Source organism: Sphingomonas sp. PP-CC-1A-547, assembly GCF_003610375.1.
Taxonomy (GTDB): domain Bacteria; phylum Pseudomonadota; class Alphaproteobacteria; order Sphingomonadales; family Sphingomonadaceae; genus Sphingomonas.
In genome coordinates this window covers 13815-29964 of sequence record NZ_RAPZ01000018.1, presented here as the reverse complement: position 1 = coordinate 29964, position 16150 = coordinate 13815, and the positions used below count along the sequence as shown (strand labels likewise).

Below are 16150 nucleotides of genomic sequence, written 5' to 3'. Positions count from 1 at the left end.
AGCAAGGCGCGCGTCTCCGGTCCCGCCGAAGCGGGAGCGCGCGAGATAAAGAGCGATTGGTCGGGCGGCGGGGGCCGCTAGCGGGTCAGGCCCGCATTCGGAGCTTACCGCGTACTGTTCGGACCCTGGTCGAGCGGGAGATACGCATCGTCGAGCGGCCGATTGCCGGCCAGCGCGCCGGCAGTGCGGAACTGTGCGACCACGTCACGCTCTTCTGCCTTTACCGTAGCATCGACGGGTACCCGCGCCATCGGCAGGTGCTTGGCATGGAACAGCGCGATCGTCAGCGGCAGGCCGGTTTCCCTAGCGAGCACTGCGGCATAGGCATCGGGATGCGCGCGCGCCCAGTCGAGCGCACGGGTTTCGCGTTGCAGGAAGTCCTTCAGGATCGCCTGCTTGCTGACCGCCGTTGTCGCGTTCGCCGCATCGAAGGCATAGCCGCTCAGATAATCGGCGCCGTCCGCGACGACCCGCGCGCCCTGCGCCAACGCCGCTCCGCTATAGGGCGACCAGATCGACCAGGCATCGGTCGAGCCGGTGTCGAAAGCCGCCTTGGCATCGCCGGGCGCAAGGAAGGTGAGGAGCACGTCGGTGGGCTTGAGCCCCTTCGCGTCGAGTGCGCGGAGAAGAAGGTAGTGGCCGACCGAGCCGCGGGTCGTCGCGACCCGCTTGCCGCGTAGTCCGCCGGCATCGACGATCCGCGACTGCGCCGGCACCAGGATCGCGAGGCTGCCCCGCGGCCGCGAGGTGGCGGATTGCACGGCCACCGCCTTGATCGGGCTGCCACTCTGGTAAGCGAACTGGAACGGTGCGTCGCCGACCATCCCGACATCCACCGCGCCCGCGCCGATCGCCTCCAGCAAATTCTGCGCGGCGGGGAATTCGGACCATTCGATACGGTAGGGTGCGCCGTCGAGCGCACCCGATGCGAGCATCAGCGCCTTGGTGCCGCCGCGCTGGCTGCCGACGTGCAATACATCGCCGCTTGCGGTGCCGCGTCCCAGCCACGCGTACAGACCTGCCGCTAGCACGGCCGCGAGCAGCAACGGCCACCATCGCTTCAGGCCTTCCCTGGGCGGGGGTGGCGCCGAAGCCACCCCTTCGTCGTCCGTCCAGTCCGGCATCAGCCTACCGCCCACTGCGGTTCGACGAGGTCGCGTTCGGCATCGCGCGCGGCGATCAGTTCGTGGACGACCGGCAGCAGGTCGCGGCCATAGTCGATCGCATCCTGCAACGGCTCGAAGCCGCGGATTAGGAAATGGTCGATGCCGAGGTCGTAATAATCGAGCATCGCGTCCGCGACCTGTTCGGGCGTGCCGACCAGCCCGGTCGAATTGCCTTGCGCACCGCCTAGTGCTGCCACCCCGGTCCAGAGGCGTTTGTCGACGCGGTAGCCCTGGTTGGCGGTATCGAGAAGTCGCTGCGAACCGGCGTTCGGTGGGGCGTGGCCGCTGGTCGCTGCACCGGCCGAGACGCGGAGGTCACGGACCTTCTCGACGATCTGGTCGGCCTTTTTCCATGCCGCTTCTTCGGTATCGGCGATCACCGGGCGCAGCGACAGCGAGAAGCCGGGGCTGCGGCCATAGCGCGCGGCGGCGTGGCGGATCGTGCCGACCGCCTCGCGCACCTGCGCCTGCGTCTCGCCCCACAGTGCGTAGACATCGGCATGGCGCCCGGCGACGTCGATCGCGGCGGGCGACGATCCGCCGAAGAACACGGGCAGGTTGGTCGGCTTGATCTGGCTGAACGCCTGGCGGACGTTGTAGAAGCGCCCGTCATGATCGAACGGCGTGGCCGACGACCATTCCTGTTTCAGGATCTCCAGATATTCGTCGGTGCGCGCGTAGCGATCGTCCTTCACCGAATGATCGCCGTCGCGCGCCATCTCGCTGTCCGCGCCGCCGGTGATGATGTGGACCGCGACGCGGCCGCCCGAGAGCTGGTCGAGTGTCGCCAACTGGCGTGCGGCGAGCGTCGGCTGGGTGAAGCCGGGGCGGTGCGCGATCAGGAAACCGAGCTTGGTGGTAATGGCGGCGGCGTGCGCGGCCACGATCTGGCTTTCGGGGCTGTCGGAGCCGAACGGGATCAGGACGCGGTCGAAGCCACCCTTTTCCTGCGCGATCGCGGCGGCCTCGACATAGGCCTTGTCGAGCCCGCGCGCCTTGCCGACGCCGTGGATCTCGGACGCGTCGTTGAAACCGATATAGCCGATGAACTTGACGGGCATGACGTGTCTCCTGTGATGTTCGAGGAAATTAGATGACGTAGAAGCCGTGCGTGCCGTCGCGCGCGAGCTGGTCGACCAGGCCGTATTCCCAGTCGAGATAGGCCTGCATCGCGGCAGCGGCGTTGTCGGTGCCTTCGTAGGGGCGCTTGTACCGGTGCGCGGGGTCGCCCGGCGGGATCGTCTGGCCGGGACCGGTTTCGAGGTCGCCCCCAGTGCCATTGGCGAACCCGCCATCGAGCACGAACACCTTCCAGCCGAGTTGCGCGAGCCACGACGCGGTCATGTCGGCTCGCGGCCCAATATCGTCGGCCAGGACGATCCGCGCACCGCGAACCGGCGCGGCGATGTCGGTTTCCTGCACCAGCTGTCCGCCGGGATAGGACCGGAAGCCGGCGATGTGGCCGGCGACATATTCGTCGGGGCGGCGCACGTCGAAACGGTAGAGCGTGCGGCTGGTGTCGCGTTCGAGCACCGCGAGCTCGGCGGGCGTCAGGCGTTTTACACCCGCGCGGTAGGCGACGGCGCGGGCGGTGGCGGCGGTCTCGTCGGTCTGTCGAACTTCCGGTGCAGGACGATCGCTGCCGTGCGCGAGCGACTGGCCGGCGAGCGTCCAGCCGATCGTACCGTTGCGCAGCGCGACGACGCGGTTGGGGATGCCGACGTTGATCAGCGACTGCGTGCCGATGATGCTGCGGGTGCGGCCGGCGCAGTTGACGATGATCGTCGTGTCGGGATCGGGCACCGCCTCTGCGACCCGCAACACGAGTTCGGCGCCCGGCACGCTGGTCGAGCCGGGGATGTTCATCGTCGCATATTCCTCGAACCGGCGCGCATCGAGGATCGCGATGTCGGCCTTCTCCTCGATCAGCGCGGCGACGTCTTCGGCGGCCAACCACGGCGTGTGCCGGCGCGCCTCGACCAGTTCGCCGAACGCCTTCGAGTAGGAGTTCACGTCCTCGAACACTTCGAAGCCAGCCGCCCGCCAGCCTCCGAGGCCGCCTTCGAGGGTTGTAATTTGGGTGTAGCCGAGCGCGGTCAGCGCTTTGGCAGCGGCGGGTACGTAGCCTTCGCCGTCGTCGTACAGGACGATCGGTACGTCCTTGCGCGGGAGGCGGATCGTCGCTTCCAGTTCGATCCGATCGAAGGCGAGATTCGCGGCGAACAGCGGGTGTCCGGTCGCGAACGCGGCTTCGTGACGGACGTCGAGCAGCGCGATTTCATGCCCGAGCAGCAGCGCGGTGCGGATTTCGGTGGGGGTAGTCATGCGGTGGCTCCCGAGCGGTCCCAGAGGTTCGGCAGCACGGCGTTGGCATAGCCCGACACGAACCGCTTCGGGGTACCCGCCGCATCATAGGTGGCGCGTTCGACCGCACCGATATTGCTGCCGTAGAGGTGGATGCTGATCGACACGCGGTCATCGAACGCATTCGATACGCGGTGGATGTCGCCGACCGAGGGCGAGACCGCCTCGACTTCGCCGGCTTCGAGCCGTTCGATCGCGCCGACCGCGTGCAAGCCACCATCCGGGTAGCGCGCGAACCGTTCGGATAGCTCGGCACCGCGCAGCACGCCGACCAGGCCCCAGACGCGGTGGTCGTGGATCGGCGTGGCCTGTCCCGGCCCCCAAACGAAGCTGACGACGGAAAACCGCTCGCGACTGTCGCAGTGGAGCAGGTATTGCGAATAGCGATCCGGGTTTGGGGCGGCGTAGGCGTCCGGCAGCCAGTCGTCATGCGCGACGAGCTGGCCAAGCGCGGCGCTGCCTTCCTCCAGCAGCGAGCGTTCGTCGCGGCTGCGGTCGAGCAGCGTGCCGATGCCGGTGACGAAATCGCGCAGACGATCGAGGCGTGGGCGGTCTTGTACGAGGCTCGCCATCATTCGGCCTTCACGAAGGGCAGGGGCTCGTCCCGTTCTACGCCGAGCGCGCCCAGCAACCGTTCGCGCAATGCCGTCGCGATCCCGGTACGTTGTGCGCGCGGGACCGAGATGCGTTCCTCGACGACGATCCGCCCGGCATCGAGCACCAGTACCCGGTCGGCCAGCGCGATCGCCTCGTCGACGTCGTGCGTCACCAGCAGCACGGCAGGCTTGTGCGCGCGCCATAGCGCCATCACGAGGCCGTGCATTTTCACCCGGGTCAGCGCGTCGAGTGCTGCAAACGGCTCGTCGAGCAGCAGCAGTTTCGGTTCGCGGACCAGCGCGCGGGCGAGCGCCACACGCTGCGCCTCGCCGCCGGACAGCGTCAGCGGCCAGACGTCGAGCCGGTGGCCGAGACCGACCTCGCGCAACGCTGCCTCCGCCCGGTCGCGCACGTCCGGTCCCTTCAGTCCGAGCCCGACATTGCGCCAAACGCGCTTCCACGGCAGCAACCGCGCATCCTGGAACACGACGGCGCGAGAGGTCGGGATCGTCACGTCCTGCGTCTCGGCGGTATCGAGGCCGGCGAGCGTCCGCAGCAACGTCGTCTTGCCCGATCCAGAGCGGCCGAGCAGCGCGACGAACTCGCCTTGGGCGATATCGAGATGGAGATTGTCGAGGACGGTGTTGGTACCGAAGCTGCGCGAGAACCGCGTGAGCTTGACGACGGGGCGGACGGGCTGCGGCATCGCGATGATGTGCGAGATGGTCATGGTTCAGGCCTCCACGAGCTTGGGGCGCCACGCGAGCGCACGGTCTTCGATCAGGCGCACGGACTGGTCGGCGGCGAGGCCGAGCCCGGCATAGACGAGCAGGCAGACGACGATGATGTCGGTCCGCATGAAATCGCGCGCGTTGTTGATCAGGAAGCCTAAGCCCGCCGACGCGTTGATTTGTTCGGCGACCACGAGGATCAGCACGGCGACCGAGAAGGCGTAGCGCAGACCGACTAGCAGTTGCGGTAGCGCGGCGGGCAGCACGATGTCGGTGACGATCTGCGCGCGCGACAGGCCGAAGCTGCGCCCCGCGTCGATCAGGCGGACATCGACGCCGCGGATGCCGTTGTAGAGGTTGAGATAGACCGGAAACAGCGTCGCGAACGCGATCAGCGCGATCTTGGGGGTCTCGCCGATCCCGAACCAGACGATGAACAGCGGCGACAGCGCCAGCGCGGGCAATGTCCGCAGCATTTGCACGGGAGAGTCGACCGCCGCTTCGCCCTCGCGGGTGAGGCCGGCGACCAGTGCGAGGACGATGCCGAGGCTCACCCCGATCACGAGGCCCGCCGCCGCACGACCGAGCGATACGGCAAGGTTGGCGGGCAATTCCCCCGATACGATCATGCCCCACAGCGTGCCCAGCACCTGCGAAGGCGCTGCCAATGTACGCGTGGGGATCAGGCCGATCCGGGACGCCGCTTCCCAGGCCAGCATGAGCGCTATCGGCGATACCCAGCGGCTACGCTGGAGCCTGCTCTGCCATGATCGGCTGGTGGATCGTTGGGACGTCTTCGCCATGGACAGCCTTTCGGACGCTCGTTTTCCGGAGCGCCTTCAATGCGTCTTCAATTCCTATCGCTTCAATAGAGAATGACTTGCCAGCCTTATGAGCATTGCAAATACGAGCCTAAAACCGCATCGATCTCAGCACCTTAGGGGAACGGGAAAGAAAGCCTTTGCGGGCGTGAAGAGCGTCAATCTGCGCTGGCGGATTCGACGATCGAACGAAGGACGACGTCGTGGAGCCGGTCGAGTACCGGATGTCGCGTGTCGTTGATGCGCAGGACATAGGCGACGCGGGGCAGCGCGGGGAGCCCGTCGTGAATCTCCGGATCGAGCCCCATCAAGGCGTCGGTGCGACAGGTTATACCGATCCCGCCGGTCACTGCCGCGCGCAGGGCGGACAGGCTCGGCGTCTCCAGGACGATCCGGTAGGGCCTGCCCGCCGCCTCCAGCGCGGCGATCGCGGCATCGCGGAACCGGCATGGCTTCTGGAGTACGGCCAAGGGCAGGATCGCAGCGGATGTCAGGCGCGGATTGCCGAGCCAGTGCATGTCGGCGGTGGCGACGGCGGCCTTGTCGGTGTCCTCGCCGATGCACAGGACGATGTCGAGGCGGTCGGTCGCGAGCAGATCGAGCAGTTCGGCCGACCCTGCGACGCGAACGTCGAGCGAGGCGTCGGGGTTACTGGACGCGAACACCGACAAGACGCCGGACAACAACGTCTCCGCGAAATCCTGCACGAAGCCGATCCGCGCGGGGCCGGCGAGGCTGCCGTCGCCAAGTGCTGCCAGCGCACGATCATTGACCGCAAGCAGGTCGCGCGCGTGCGGCAGGAACCGTTCGCCCTGCACCGAGAGGACGAGCCTGCGTCCTTCGCGGCGGAACAGCGCCACCTGGAGCAGTTCCTCAAGTCGTTTCATCTGCAAGCTGAGTGCGGACTGGCTGACGAACACGCGGTCCGCGGCACGCAGCATCGAGCCGGCATCGACGATCGCGACGAAGCTGCGCACGACGTCGGTGGGAATGTTGACGGCCATGATCGGTCCTAGAAGCCAGGCTCATATGCGTTAGCAGACAATCTACATTGATTCGATAGGAAATGAAGCGCTCCTTGCTGCGGGAAGGAGCGCAGCCTTGGTACATCGTAATCCTCGACCCGGATCGCAGCACGGCTGGCACGCGCCGTGCTCGACCGATCGTCTTCACGTGAAGCCTGTCGGCGACCTGACCGACACGGTGCTGCCATGAGTGCGCAACTCCTATCAATTGCGCCGCAGGTGCCGACGCTTGATCTGGATGCTGTCCTGCCGGGTGTAACCGCAGCGTTCGCGGCGACCGCTGCGCACCATGATCGCACAGGCACGCTGCCGGTCGAGAACTTCGCGCTGCTGCACCGTCACGGCCTGCTCGCGCTGACCGCGCCACGCCGGCTCGGCGGTGGTGGCGGCGATCTGGCGGAGGCTCGGCGTGTGATCGCCGCGGTCGCGCGCGGCGAACCGGCGACCGCGCTCGTCCTGACGATGCAGTATCTGTTTCATGCCGGGCTCGACGATCGCTCCGGTTTCTCGGAGGCGCTGAAGACGCGTGTCGTCGGCGAGGCGTTGCGCGATGGTGCGCTGATCAACGCGCTGCGGGTGGAGCCGGATCTGGGCACGCCGGCGCGGGGTGGCCTTCCCGGCACGATCGCGCGGCGCACGGCCGAGGGTTGGCGGCTCGACGGGCGGAAGATTTTCTCGACCGGCTCCACCGCGCTGACCTGGATGGTGGTCTGGGCGCGTTCGGACGATGCCGAGCCGCTGGTCGGCGGCTGGCTGGTGCGCGCCGATACGCCGGGCATCCGGATCGAGGAGAGCTGGGATCATCTCGGGCTGCGCGCGAGTGCCAGCCACGATGTGGTGTTCGAGGACGTTCTGGTGCCGTTCGATCAGGCGCTGGAGCCCAGGCCGGTCGGCAAGCAGCCGCCCTATTCCGCTGCGTTCGCCAACTGGTCCGCGGTGCTGACATCGGCGATCTATGACGCCGTCGCACGGAATGCGCGCGACTGGCTGGTCGGCTGGCTGATCGATCGCAAGCCGACCAATCTCGGTGCGTCGTTGTCGACCTTGCCGCGGTTCCAGGAGGTGGTCGGGACGATCGACGGATTGTCGCTGCAGAACCGGTTGCTGCTCGATGCCGGTACGTCGGGTGCGACGAGCGGGTTGGAGGCGGGGCTGGTCAAGCACCTCGTCACCGAGAACGCGATCGCCGCGGTCGAGAAGGCGATCGCCGTCACCGGCAATGCGGGGCTGACGCGACACAACCCTTTGGAGCGACACCTGCGCGACGTGTTGTGCGGCCGCATCCATACGCCGCAGGGCGATGTCGTGCTGGGCAGCACCGGTCGCGCGGCGTTTGCGGAGCGTAGCGCGTGACGCGTGTGCAGGTCGCCAGCCAGTTACCGGCACTCTTCAACGACGCCTTTGCAGCCTCGACGCAGGCGGCGGAGATCGTCAGCATCGCGCCCGGATCGGCCGGGCTCGCGCACGGGCCCGAGATCCTGATCGCCGCGCCGTTCCGACGGCCGGGCGATGCGTTCCCTGCGCAGCCGAGGGGCTGGCCGTTCGATCTTCGCTGGATCCAGCTCGTCTCGGTCGGCATCGATTTCTATCCGGACTGGCTGTTCGAGGGGCCGGTGGTCACCACCGCACGCGGGGCGTCGGCGATCGCGCTGGCGGAGTTCGCGCTTGCCGCGATCCTGGCGGAGGCGAAACACCTTCCCGACATCTGGATCAGCGATCGCAAAGACTGGGTCGCCAAGCCGCTTGCGACCGTCGCCGGCACCACGCTCGGGCTGATCGGGTTTGGGGCGATCGGCGAGGCGCTAGCACCGCGCGCGCAGGCGCTGGGGATGCGGGTGATTGCCACGCGCCGCTCGGACCTGCCGCTCGCAGCGGGTGTCGAGCGTGCCGATCCCGCGACGATCTTCGCGCAGGCCGACCACGTCGTCCTCGCCGCGCCGGCGACCGCGCAGACCGAGCGGATGGTCGACGCGAAACTCCTGTCGTTGGCCAAGCCGAACCTGCACCTGATCAACATCGCGCGCGGCATCCTGATCGACGATGATGCGTTGCTCGCCGCGCTGGACGAAGGGCGGGTCGCGCGCGCGACGCTCGACGTTACATACCCGGAGCCGCTGACCGCCGGGCATCGTTACTACACGCATCCCCGCGTCCGCCTGTCGCCGCATACCAGCGTCCACACGACCGAGACGCGCCGCAATCTTTCGCTGAGTTTCGCCGCCAATCTCGATCGCTTCCGCCGCGGGCAACCGCTCGACGGCGTGGTGGATCGCGCCCGTGGCTATTGAGGAGACAGACGATGACCAACCCGCTTCCCCTGCGGCGCACGGAGCCGGCCGAGACTGCGATCGTCGAGGCGCTGTTGCCCGAGTTCGGGTCTTCCGTCATCCCGGTCCACGCCGATCCCGCGGTCGAGCGGCTGTATCGCAAACAGCGTCTCGCCGCCGCGTACCGGCTGTTCGGGCGCAACGGCTACGACATGGGCGGCGCGGGCCACATCACGGTGCGCGATCCCGAATGGCCCGATCATTTCTGGGTCAACCCGTTCGGCGTGCATTTCGGCCGGATCAAGGTGTCGCACCTGATGCTCGTCAGCCACGAGGGCGTGGTCGTCGAGCCCCCCAAGGGCGTGCCCGCGCGCCTCAACCGCGCGGCGTTCGCGATCCATTCGGAGTTGCACAAGGCCCGGCCCGACGTGATCGCGGCGGCGCATTCGCACTCGCTGTACGGCAAGGCCTGGTCGTCGCTCGGTCGACTGCTCGATCCGCTGACACAGGATTCGGCGGCCTTCTACGACGATCACGCGCTGTTCGAGGAATATAGCGGCGTCGTGCTCGACGCGAGCGAGGGCGAGAAGATCGCGCACGCGCTTGGTCATCGGAAGGCGGTGATCCTCCAGAACCACGGCATCTTGACGGTCGGCCATTCGGTCGAGGCGGCGGTCTGGCGCTATCTCGCGATGGAGAATGCATGCCAGGCGCAATTGCTCGCCGAGGCTGCGGGCACGACCAAGCCGATGAGCGACGCGGTCGCGCGGCACACCGCGTCGCAGGTCGGCACGGAGGTCGGCGCGTTGTGGGCGTTCCAGCCCTATTGGGACGTGATCGTCGCGCAAGAACCGGACCTGCTCGATTGAGCCCGCTGGTTTCCCGCCGCGCGGTGATCGGGGGTGCGCTGGCCCTGTCGGCGTGCGGACGCGGGGGTTCCAAACCGGTCGCGCTGAAGGACGTTACGCTCCGCGTCGCCACCTACAAGGGCCAGATCGACTCGTTCTTCGCGCAGGCCGGCGAAGCGGCACCGCCCTACACGGTGAGCAAGGCGCTGTTCGCGGGCGGCAACCAGATCGTCGAGGCGATCAACGCCGGCGCGATCGACTTCGGCGGGATGAGCGAGATACCGCCGATCTTCGCCGCCGCTGCGGACCCGCTGTTCCGGCTGATCGCGGTGCAGCAATACGACGTGAACAATCAGGTCGTTCTGGTGCCGGCTGGCTCGACCATCCACGATGCGGCGGGTCTGCGCGGCAAGCGGATCGGGTATGTCCGTGCGACCACCTCGCATTACATCCTGCTCCGCCTTCTCGACGAAGCGGGCCTCACGTTCGCCGACGTCGTGCCGATTGCGCTGTCGCCCTCGGACGGACTGACCGCGTTCCAGCAGGGACGGCTCGACGCATGGGTGATCTACGGCGTGCAGGGCAGCCTCGCGCGCTCGACCGGCGCGCGCGTGCTCGCCACCGGCAAGGGGAGGTTGTCGGGCAATTATGTCGTCGCGGCGTCGACCGCCGCGCTCGCCGATCCGCTCCGCGTCGAAGCCATCGGCGATTATCTCGGCAAGATCGCGCGGACCTTCGCATGGTCGGTGGCCAACCCCGCCGCATGGGCGACCGCGCTAGCCAAGGATACCGGAGTTCCCGAAGCGATCTGGCTACAGCAGTTTCGAGAGCGCAGTTCCGATCCGCGAATAGTGCCCGTCACCGATGCGGCGATCGCCTCGCAGCAACAGGTTGCGGACCGGTTCGCGACGGCAAAGGTGATTCCAGCCAAGGTCGATGTCCGCCCGCTCTGGTCGACCGCCCTCAATGCACGGATCGGGAAGATATACTGAAGAACAGTCAATGATACATATGTGTATCGACGAACAATCGGTAGTTTGAGACCGGATACCTAAAGCAACTCGTACGAATACCAGATTGACTCCATAGTTCATCGACATAATGAGGGGTCGCATTGATGGGTCGTACTACACGGCGTTTGCTGAAGATATCGGTCGCAACCATGGCTTTTGGGTTGGCATGGTCCGCGAGCGCGCAGACGACGGGCGGTCCGTCGATCACGGATCCGGTCGATACGTCCGACAGGACCGAGACGTCGGATCGCGGTGAGATCATCGTCACTGCCGAGCGCCGTTCGACCGACCTGCAAAAGACGCCGATCGCGATTTCCGTGTTCGGCGGGCAGCTCGCGCAGGATCGCGACATCCGCGACGTGCGCGATCTGGCAGGGCAGGTCCCTAATCTGTTCGTGCCCCGCACCTCGATCAGTCACACCACGCAGACCTTCTCGTTGCGCGGCGTCGGCGAAAGCGACCCGATCCAGGAGCCGGTACTCGCCGTCTATGTCGACGACGTCTACATCCCGCGCCAGATCGGCTCGATGGTCGAGTTCAATGATCTCGAACGGATCGAACTTTTGCGCGGGCCTCAAGGGACCCTCTACGGCCGTAATTCGAGTGCGGGCGCGCTGCGGATCATAACCCGCGATCCGGACCAGGAAACGCATCTGAAGGCCGCGATCGGCTATGGCAGCAAGAACGAGGTCGACGCGCGCGCGCTGGTCAGCGGCCCGCTGAGCGATACTCTGGCCGCCAGCTTCTCGTACATCCACCACAGCCGCGACGGCGTGACGAAGGACCCGACGCTCGGCCACGACGTCAACCGGATCGACGTCGACTCGTTCAGGGGCAAGCTGCGCTGGACGCCGAACGCCGATCTCGACGTGTTGCTGACCGCCAATCTCGTCCGCGACCGTTCCGACTCGCGCAGCTATATTCCGGTCAACCAACCCGGTGTCGTGTTCGACAAGCGCACCTCTTATTCCGAGGTCGAGCCGCATCAGGATCTTGATGGTCGTTCGGGGTCGCTCCGCATCAAATATGCGCTCGGCGAGCATCTCAGCCTGAAGTCGATCACCGCGGTCGGCGGGTTCAACCTCGATCCGGTCTCGTACGACAATGACGGCCAGTCCGCGCTGATCCAGAAGAACCTGATCCATTACAATGATCGCTACGTGACGCAGGAAGTGCAGTTGAATGGCGATTACGGCGCACTGACCTTTACCGGCGGGTTGTTCTATCTGCACGAACGCTTCTTCGTCGAACGCGACGGGTTTACACGCCTCGGCACGTCGCCGACGGCTGCCGTATCGGGACTGCGCGCACACAACATCACGACCACCGACGCCTACGCGATCTTCGGTGAGGCAACCTATCGGTTAGGGTCGGTATTCAGCGCCACCGGGGGCTTGCGCGGTACGATAGAGCACAAGGATTTCGTGTTCGACAACAAGGTCATCAACCTCGCACGTGTGCCCACCGCGCAGTCGATCGCGGGGGAGGCGGACGAGACGTGGCGTGCGCTGACCCCGAAAGCCTCGGTGCAGGCGCAATGGAACTCGACGCTTCTGCAATATGCCAGCTATTCGCAAGGCTTCAAATCGGGTGGGTACGACAATCGTGCGACGCGGCTCGATCTGGCCACGTTGCCGTTCGCGCCGGAGAAGGTCAGCACCTACGAAACCGGGCTGAAGGCGACCCTGTTCGATCGTGCGCTGCGGTCGAACATCGCGGTGTTTTACAACGACTATCAGGACTTGCAGGTGTCGTTCTTCGATCCGGTCTATCAGGGATCGCGGCGTGGCAATGCGGGCAAGGCGCACAGCTGGGGCATCGAGATCGAGAACAGCGCCACCCTGACCGACCGTTTCAGCGTGCAACTGGCAGGCGGGTATCTCCACGCGACGTTCGACGACTATAAGGGCGCCGGCGGGGCCGGGGTGAATGCCGATGGCAACCGCCTGACCAATGCGCCGAAATGGACCGTAACTGGCGGCGCGAGCTATGAGTTGCCCCTGGCGGCCGCTGGCTCGCTGAGGCTGGCCGCCGACGCGAATTACCAGTCTTCTTACTACGTATCCGCGCTCAACCGCCCCCAGGATTGCTCGCCTGGGCAAGCCTATGTGAACGGTACGATCACGTGGAATACCCCGAACCCGCATGTCGACGTCGCACTATCGGTCCGCAACGTGCTGAACACGAGCAAGCAGGTCGCGTCGGTCTACAACCCGTCGATCGGCGCGTGGTACCGGAATTTTCCGGACCCCCGGACGGCGTTGCTGACGCTGCGCTTCAGCCGGTAGATGGCATCCGCATGATATGTAACCGCGCCTCGTTTAATCGAAGACATTCCGGGCAGGGGTTTGAGGTTTGTAAATTTGATCGCGGAGATGAACGAACGGCTGAAGCCGGGAGGTGGGGAAGGGGGCGCGAATGTCCGGCTATGGGGCCAGACGTAAGGCTATTGCCTGCCATGCTCTCGACCGAGTGTCACAAATGCAATGATGCCTGCGGTCACAGCTGAAAATGCCGCGAGTAGGGCGGCGGTGTGGAACGCCTGGGCCAACTGTACGACCGATGCGCCGACAACGGCGCCGGCCAGCGCCGTCGCGATCAAGCCGCCGGTTCGTGCAATCGCGCTGTTGAACCCCGATGCGGTGCCGGTGTGGTGATCGTCGACGGACGAAAGAACTGCGGTCGTGAGCGGAGCGACCGCGCCGGCCATCCCGAGCGCTATCACCACCAGACCGGGCAGCACGTTGCTCCAATAGCCGGCCCCCGGGTCGACGGTCGCCATCAACGCGAAACCGACACCGGTAACGATCGGCCCGATCGTCAGCGGCCAGCGCGGGCCGATCCGCTCGCTCAACCGTCCGGCAAAGCGCGACGCGGTGCCAATCACGATCGAGAAGGGGAGCAATGCGAAACCTGCCTGGGTCGGCGTGTATCCGCCGCCGACGATCAACAGATACGGCAGCAACACCAGCAACCCGCCCAGCGCGCCGTACAGCAGCAGCGTCAGCAAGGTCAGCCCGACGAAGGGGCGTGACGCGAACAGCGTCAGCGGCATCATCGCGCGGTCGCCTAAACGGTGCTCCTGGCCGACGAACGCGACCAGCAGGACGATGCCGATGCCCAGGCCCGCACCGATTTTCGGCGACAGGACATGACCGCTCGACCACAGGGTCAGCGCCCATGTCAGGATGCCGAGCGCGGCGGTTACCAAGATCGCGCCGAGCCAATCGAGTGGTTGCTCGCCGGGATCGCTCTCCTCGACATAGCGCAGGGCGACCAAGATCGCAGCCACCGCGACAGGCAGATTGAGGTAAAAGATCGTCCGCCAGCCCAGCGTGTCGACCAGCCAGCCGCCAAGCGGTGGACCGACGGCGCTGGCGATAGCGCCGGCTGCGGCCCATGTCCCGACCGCTCGCCCCCTTGCTTCGCCTTCGAACGAACTGCCAAGAATTCCCAGGCTGTTGGGCATCAGGATCGCGGCGCCGATGCCCTGCAGTCCGCGCGCTGCCAGCAGGATCGAAAGCGTCGGCGCCGGCGCGCAGCCGATCGACGCAAGCGCGAACAGGACTGTGCCGAACACCAGCATCCGCCGGCGGCCGTAATGATCGCCCGCTGCGCCACCAAGCAAAAGCAGCGCCGAGAGCGGCAGTAGATACGCGTTGATGATCCAGGGGAGGTCTGACGCACCGCCGCCGAAATCCTTGCCGATCGCGGGAAGCGCGACGTTGGTCACCGAGCCATCGATAAAGGCAAGGCTCGAGGCGAGCATCGTCGCGGCTATCGTCCAGCCAGGGTAGCGAACAGCTGTGGTCCGTGCGGCCCCTGCATGAGGGTGGTCGCCAGACCGCGGCGGTGGCGCATTCATGGTTCGGTTCGACGGAAACAGCATGTCTCGTGGTCGTTCACGAGACCGCAGGCCTGCATCCAGGCGTAGACGATGACGGGGCCGACGAACTTGAACCCGCGCTGCTTGAGCGCCGCTGATAGGGCTTCGGAGGCAAGCGATCGCGTTAGCGCCTTGGCACCGTCGCCGATCACTGGCGTACCATCGACGAAACTCCAGACGAAGCCGCTGAAATCCTCGCCGGCGTCGCGCATCGCGATATAGGCGCGGGCATTGCCGATCGTCGCTGCGATCTTGGCGCGTGAGCGGACGATACCGGCGTTGCCGAGCATCGCCGCGATGTCCGGCTCGCCGAACCGCGCAACGGTGTCCGGATCGAAGCCCGCGAAGGCCGCCCGGAATGCGTCGCGTTTGCGCAGGATCGTGATCCAGGCCAGCCCGGCCTGAAATCCGTCGAGCATCAGCTTTTCCCACAGCGCGCGCGGGTCACGTTCGGGCACGCCCCATTCGTCGTCGTGATATGCCGCAAGCAAAGGGTCGCCCTGCGCCCATCGGCAACGCGATAGCTCGGCGTGGGGCATGCCGGGCATTGCCGAGTCTTTGCGGTCGATTTGCATACTGGCCGAGACGATGCTCGCTCGGTGCCGGTGTGTCGATACCGTTCGCCATCGCCAGCGCGGATCAGGTCTCGATGGCGTTAAGCAGTTCGGCGTTGATCTGGTCGAACCGGACCGAATGCTATTCTCGCCTTTCAAGCCGTCCAGGCAGCAGATCGTCCGCCGAGCGCTGCAGTCCAACCAAATGAACGAATGGGTGGAGTTGGTATGCGGGAAGGGCGTCTGAATGTCTGCGAGTGGGTCCGTCCAGCCGTCAGCCGCCTGTGCAATTAGGGCAGCACGGCTGGTTTGGCGGGGCCTCCGTATCGACGGAGCGGCTGGCTGGCGCGATCAGCTAATCTATCGCATTGCTCAGTTGATATGACAGGTTACTCCTCATCGGGCGTCGCGACACTGCTCACGTTGGCGACGGCGGCGCTGGCTGCGCCGCCCGCGGTCCATACGCCTGCTCCCGGAAGCCCGGAACGTACCGCGATCGTCAAGACGCTCCACGCGGGCGACGATAGCGCGCAATCGCGTTTCACCTTCCGCGTGTTTCGCGTCCTTTCGGCTGGCCCGGGTACGATTGCCTATGTTCGCGGCGCAGGGCCAGTCGGCACCTTCCAGGCCATCCTGAAGCGCGACGGCCAGGCTGGATGGCGCAAAATATGGGGCGAGGGCGATGGCGGCAGTAACAGCTGCGAAGTCGGCGCGCGGCATTATGCCTGGGCCTTGCAACTTCTCCGGACCTACACGGCCACCCCCGACGCGATTTTTCCGGGCATCGTTGCGCGGGCGAGGGACTTGAGACGCATGGCGAAAGCGGAGCCCGACGTGCAATGCGTCGGTGATTTGGATGGCGGCCCCAGCTGATCGCG

15 protein-coding genes are annotated in these 16150 nt (G+C 66.2%); 6 read left to right on the top strand and 9 right to left on the bottom strand.

Annotated elements, in window-relative coordinates; translation table 11 throughout:
• Positions 1-104 precede the first annotated feature (104 nt).
• The 7 genes from C8J39_RS18300 to C8J39_RS18270 form a co-directional block, all read right to left on the bottom strand.
• The gene (locus tag C8J39_RS18300) at positions 105-1124 is read right to left on the bottom strand and encodes an ABC transporter substrate-binding protein (protein WP_120301755.1); all 1020 of its coding nucleotides are present in this window, start codon (positions 1122-1124) and stop codon (positions 105-107) included.
• Positions 1124-2227, bottom strand: a complete 1104-nt coding sequence (locus tag C8J39_RS18295; RefSeq protein WP_120301754.1) for an LLM class flavin-dependent oxidoreductase — start codon at positions 2225-2227, stop codon at positions 1124-1126. Before C8J39_RS18295 ends, C8J39_RS18300 begins: the two co-directional genes overlap by 1 nt.
• Before the next feature lie 28 nt (positions 2228-2255).
• Positions 2256-3491: a rhodanese-like domain-containing protein gene (locus C8J39_RS18290; protein WP_120301753.1), complete on the bottom strand. Its 1236-nt coding sequence runs from the start codon at positions 3489-3491 to the stop codon at positions 2256-2258.
• Positions 3488-4102, bottom strand: coding sequence for a cysteine dioxygenase (locus C8J39_RS18285; RefSeq protein ID WP_120301752.1), 615 nt, complete (start codon positions 4100-4102; stop codon positions 3488-3490). Before C8J39_RS18285 ends, C8J39_RS18290 begins: the two co-directional genes overlap by 4 nt.
• Positions 4102-4857 (bottom strand): ABC transporter ATP-binding protein, encoded by a 756-nt coding sequence (locus tag C8J39_RS18280; RefSeq protein WP_120301751.1) that lies wholly within the window; start codon positions 4855-4857, stop codon positions 4102-4104. The genes C8J39_RS18285 and C8J39_RS18280 overlap by 1 nt, the downstream gene beginning before the upstream one ends.
• 3 nt (positions 4858-4860) lie before the next feature.
• Positions 4861-5661 carry an ABC transporter permease gene (locus C8J39_RS18275; RefSeq protein ID WP_120301750.1) on the bottom strand — a complete coding sequence of 267 codons (801 nt, stop codon included), beginning with the start codon at positions 5659-5661 and terminating at the stop codon, positions 4861-4863.
• A 176-nt stretch (positions 5662-5837) separates the two neighbouring features.
• Positions 5838-6683 carry a LysR substrate-binding domain-containing protein gene (locus C8J39_RS18270; RefSeq protein WP_120301749.1) on the bottom strand — a complete coding sequence of 282 codons (846 nt, stop codon included), beginning with the start codon at positions 6681-6683 and terminating at the stop codon, positions 5838-5840.
• A 207-nt stretch (positions 6684-6890) separates the two neighbouring features.
• Between C8J39_RS18270 and C8J39_RS18265 the strand changes: the two genes are divergently transcribed.
• From C8J39_RS18265 to C8J39_RS18245, 5 genes are all read left to right on the top strand, one after another.
• Positions 6891-8057 (top strand): acyl-CoA dehydrogenase family protein, encoded by a 1167-nt coding sequence (locus C8J39_RS18265; protein WP_120301748.1) that lies wholly within the window; start codon positions 6891-6893, stop codon positions 8055-8057.
• Complete coding sequence (locus C8J39_RS18260) at positions 8054-8992, top strand: NAD(P)-dependent oxidoreductase (RefSeq protein ID WP_120301747.1); 939 nt, start codon at positions 8054-8056, stop codon at positions 8990-8992. Before C8J39_RS18265 ends, C8J39_RS18260 begins: the two co-directional genes overlap by 4 nt.
• An 11-nt stretch (positions 8993-9003) precedes the next feature.
• On the top strand, positions 9004-9840 hold the full coding sequence (locus C8J39_RS18255) for a class II aldolase/adducin family protein (protein WP_120301746.1): 837 nt from the start codon (positions 9004-9006) through the stop codon (positions 9838-9840).
• Positions 9837-10811 (top strand): ABC transporter substrate-binding protein, encoded by a 975-nt coding sequence (locus C8J39_RS18250; RefSeq protein ID WP_120301745.1) that lies wholly within the window; start codon positions 9837-9839, stop codon positions 10809-10811. The genes C8J39_RS18255 and C8J39_RS18250 overlap by 4 nt, the downstream gene beginning before the upstream one ends.
• Positions 10812-10981: 170 nt before the next feature.
• Positions 10982-13120, top strand: a complete 2139-nt coding sequence (locus C8J39_RS18245; RefSeq protein ID WP_120301744.1) for a TonB-dependent receptor — start codon at positions 10982-10984, stop codon at positions 13118-13120.
• Between the two features lie 158 nt (positions 13121-13278).
• Here the strand turns inward: C8J39_RS18245 and C8J39_RS18240 are convergent, their stop codons facing one another.
• Together C8J39_RS18240 and C8J39_RS18235 are read right to left on the bottom strand one after the other, a co-directional pair.
• Positions 13279-14601 (bottom strand): MFS transporter, encoded by a 1323-nt coding sequence (locus C8J39_RS18240; protein WP_243650254.1) that lies wholly within the window; start codon positions 14599-14601, stop codon positions 13279-13281.
• Positions 14602-14693: 92 nt separating this feature from the next.
• Positions 14694-15266, bottom strand: a complete 573-nt coding sequence (locus C8J39_RS18235) for a DNA-3-methyladenine glycosylase I (RefSeq protein ID WP_243650253.1) — start codon at positions 15264-15266, stop codon at positions 14694-14696.
• Between the two features lie 429 nt (positions 15267-15695).
• On the opposite strand from C8J39_RS18235, the gene C8J39_RS18225 reads away from it, so the two are divergent.
• The gene (locus tag C8J39_RS18225; RefSeq protein WP_147420690.1) at positions 15696-16145 is read left to right on the top strand and encodes a hypothetical protein; all 450 of its coding nucleotides are present in this window, start codon (positions 15696-15698) and stop codon (positions 16143-16145) included.
• The last annotated feature ends 5 nt before the right edge of the window (positions 16146-16150 follow it).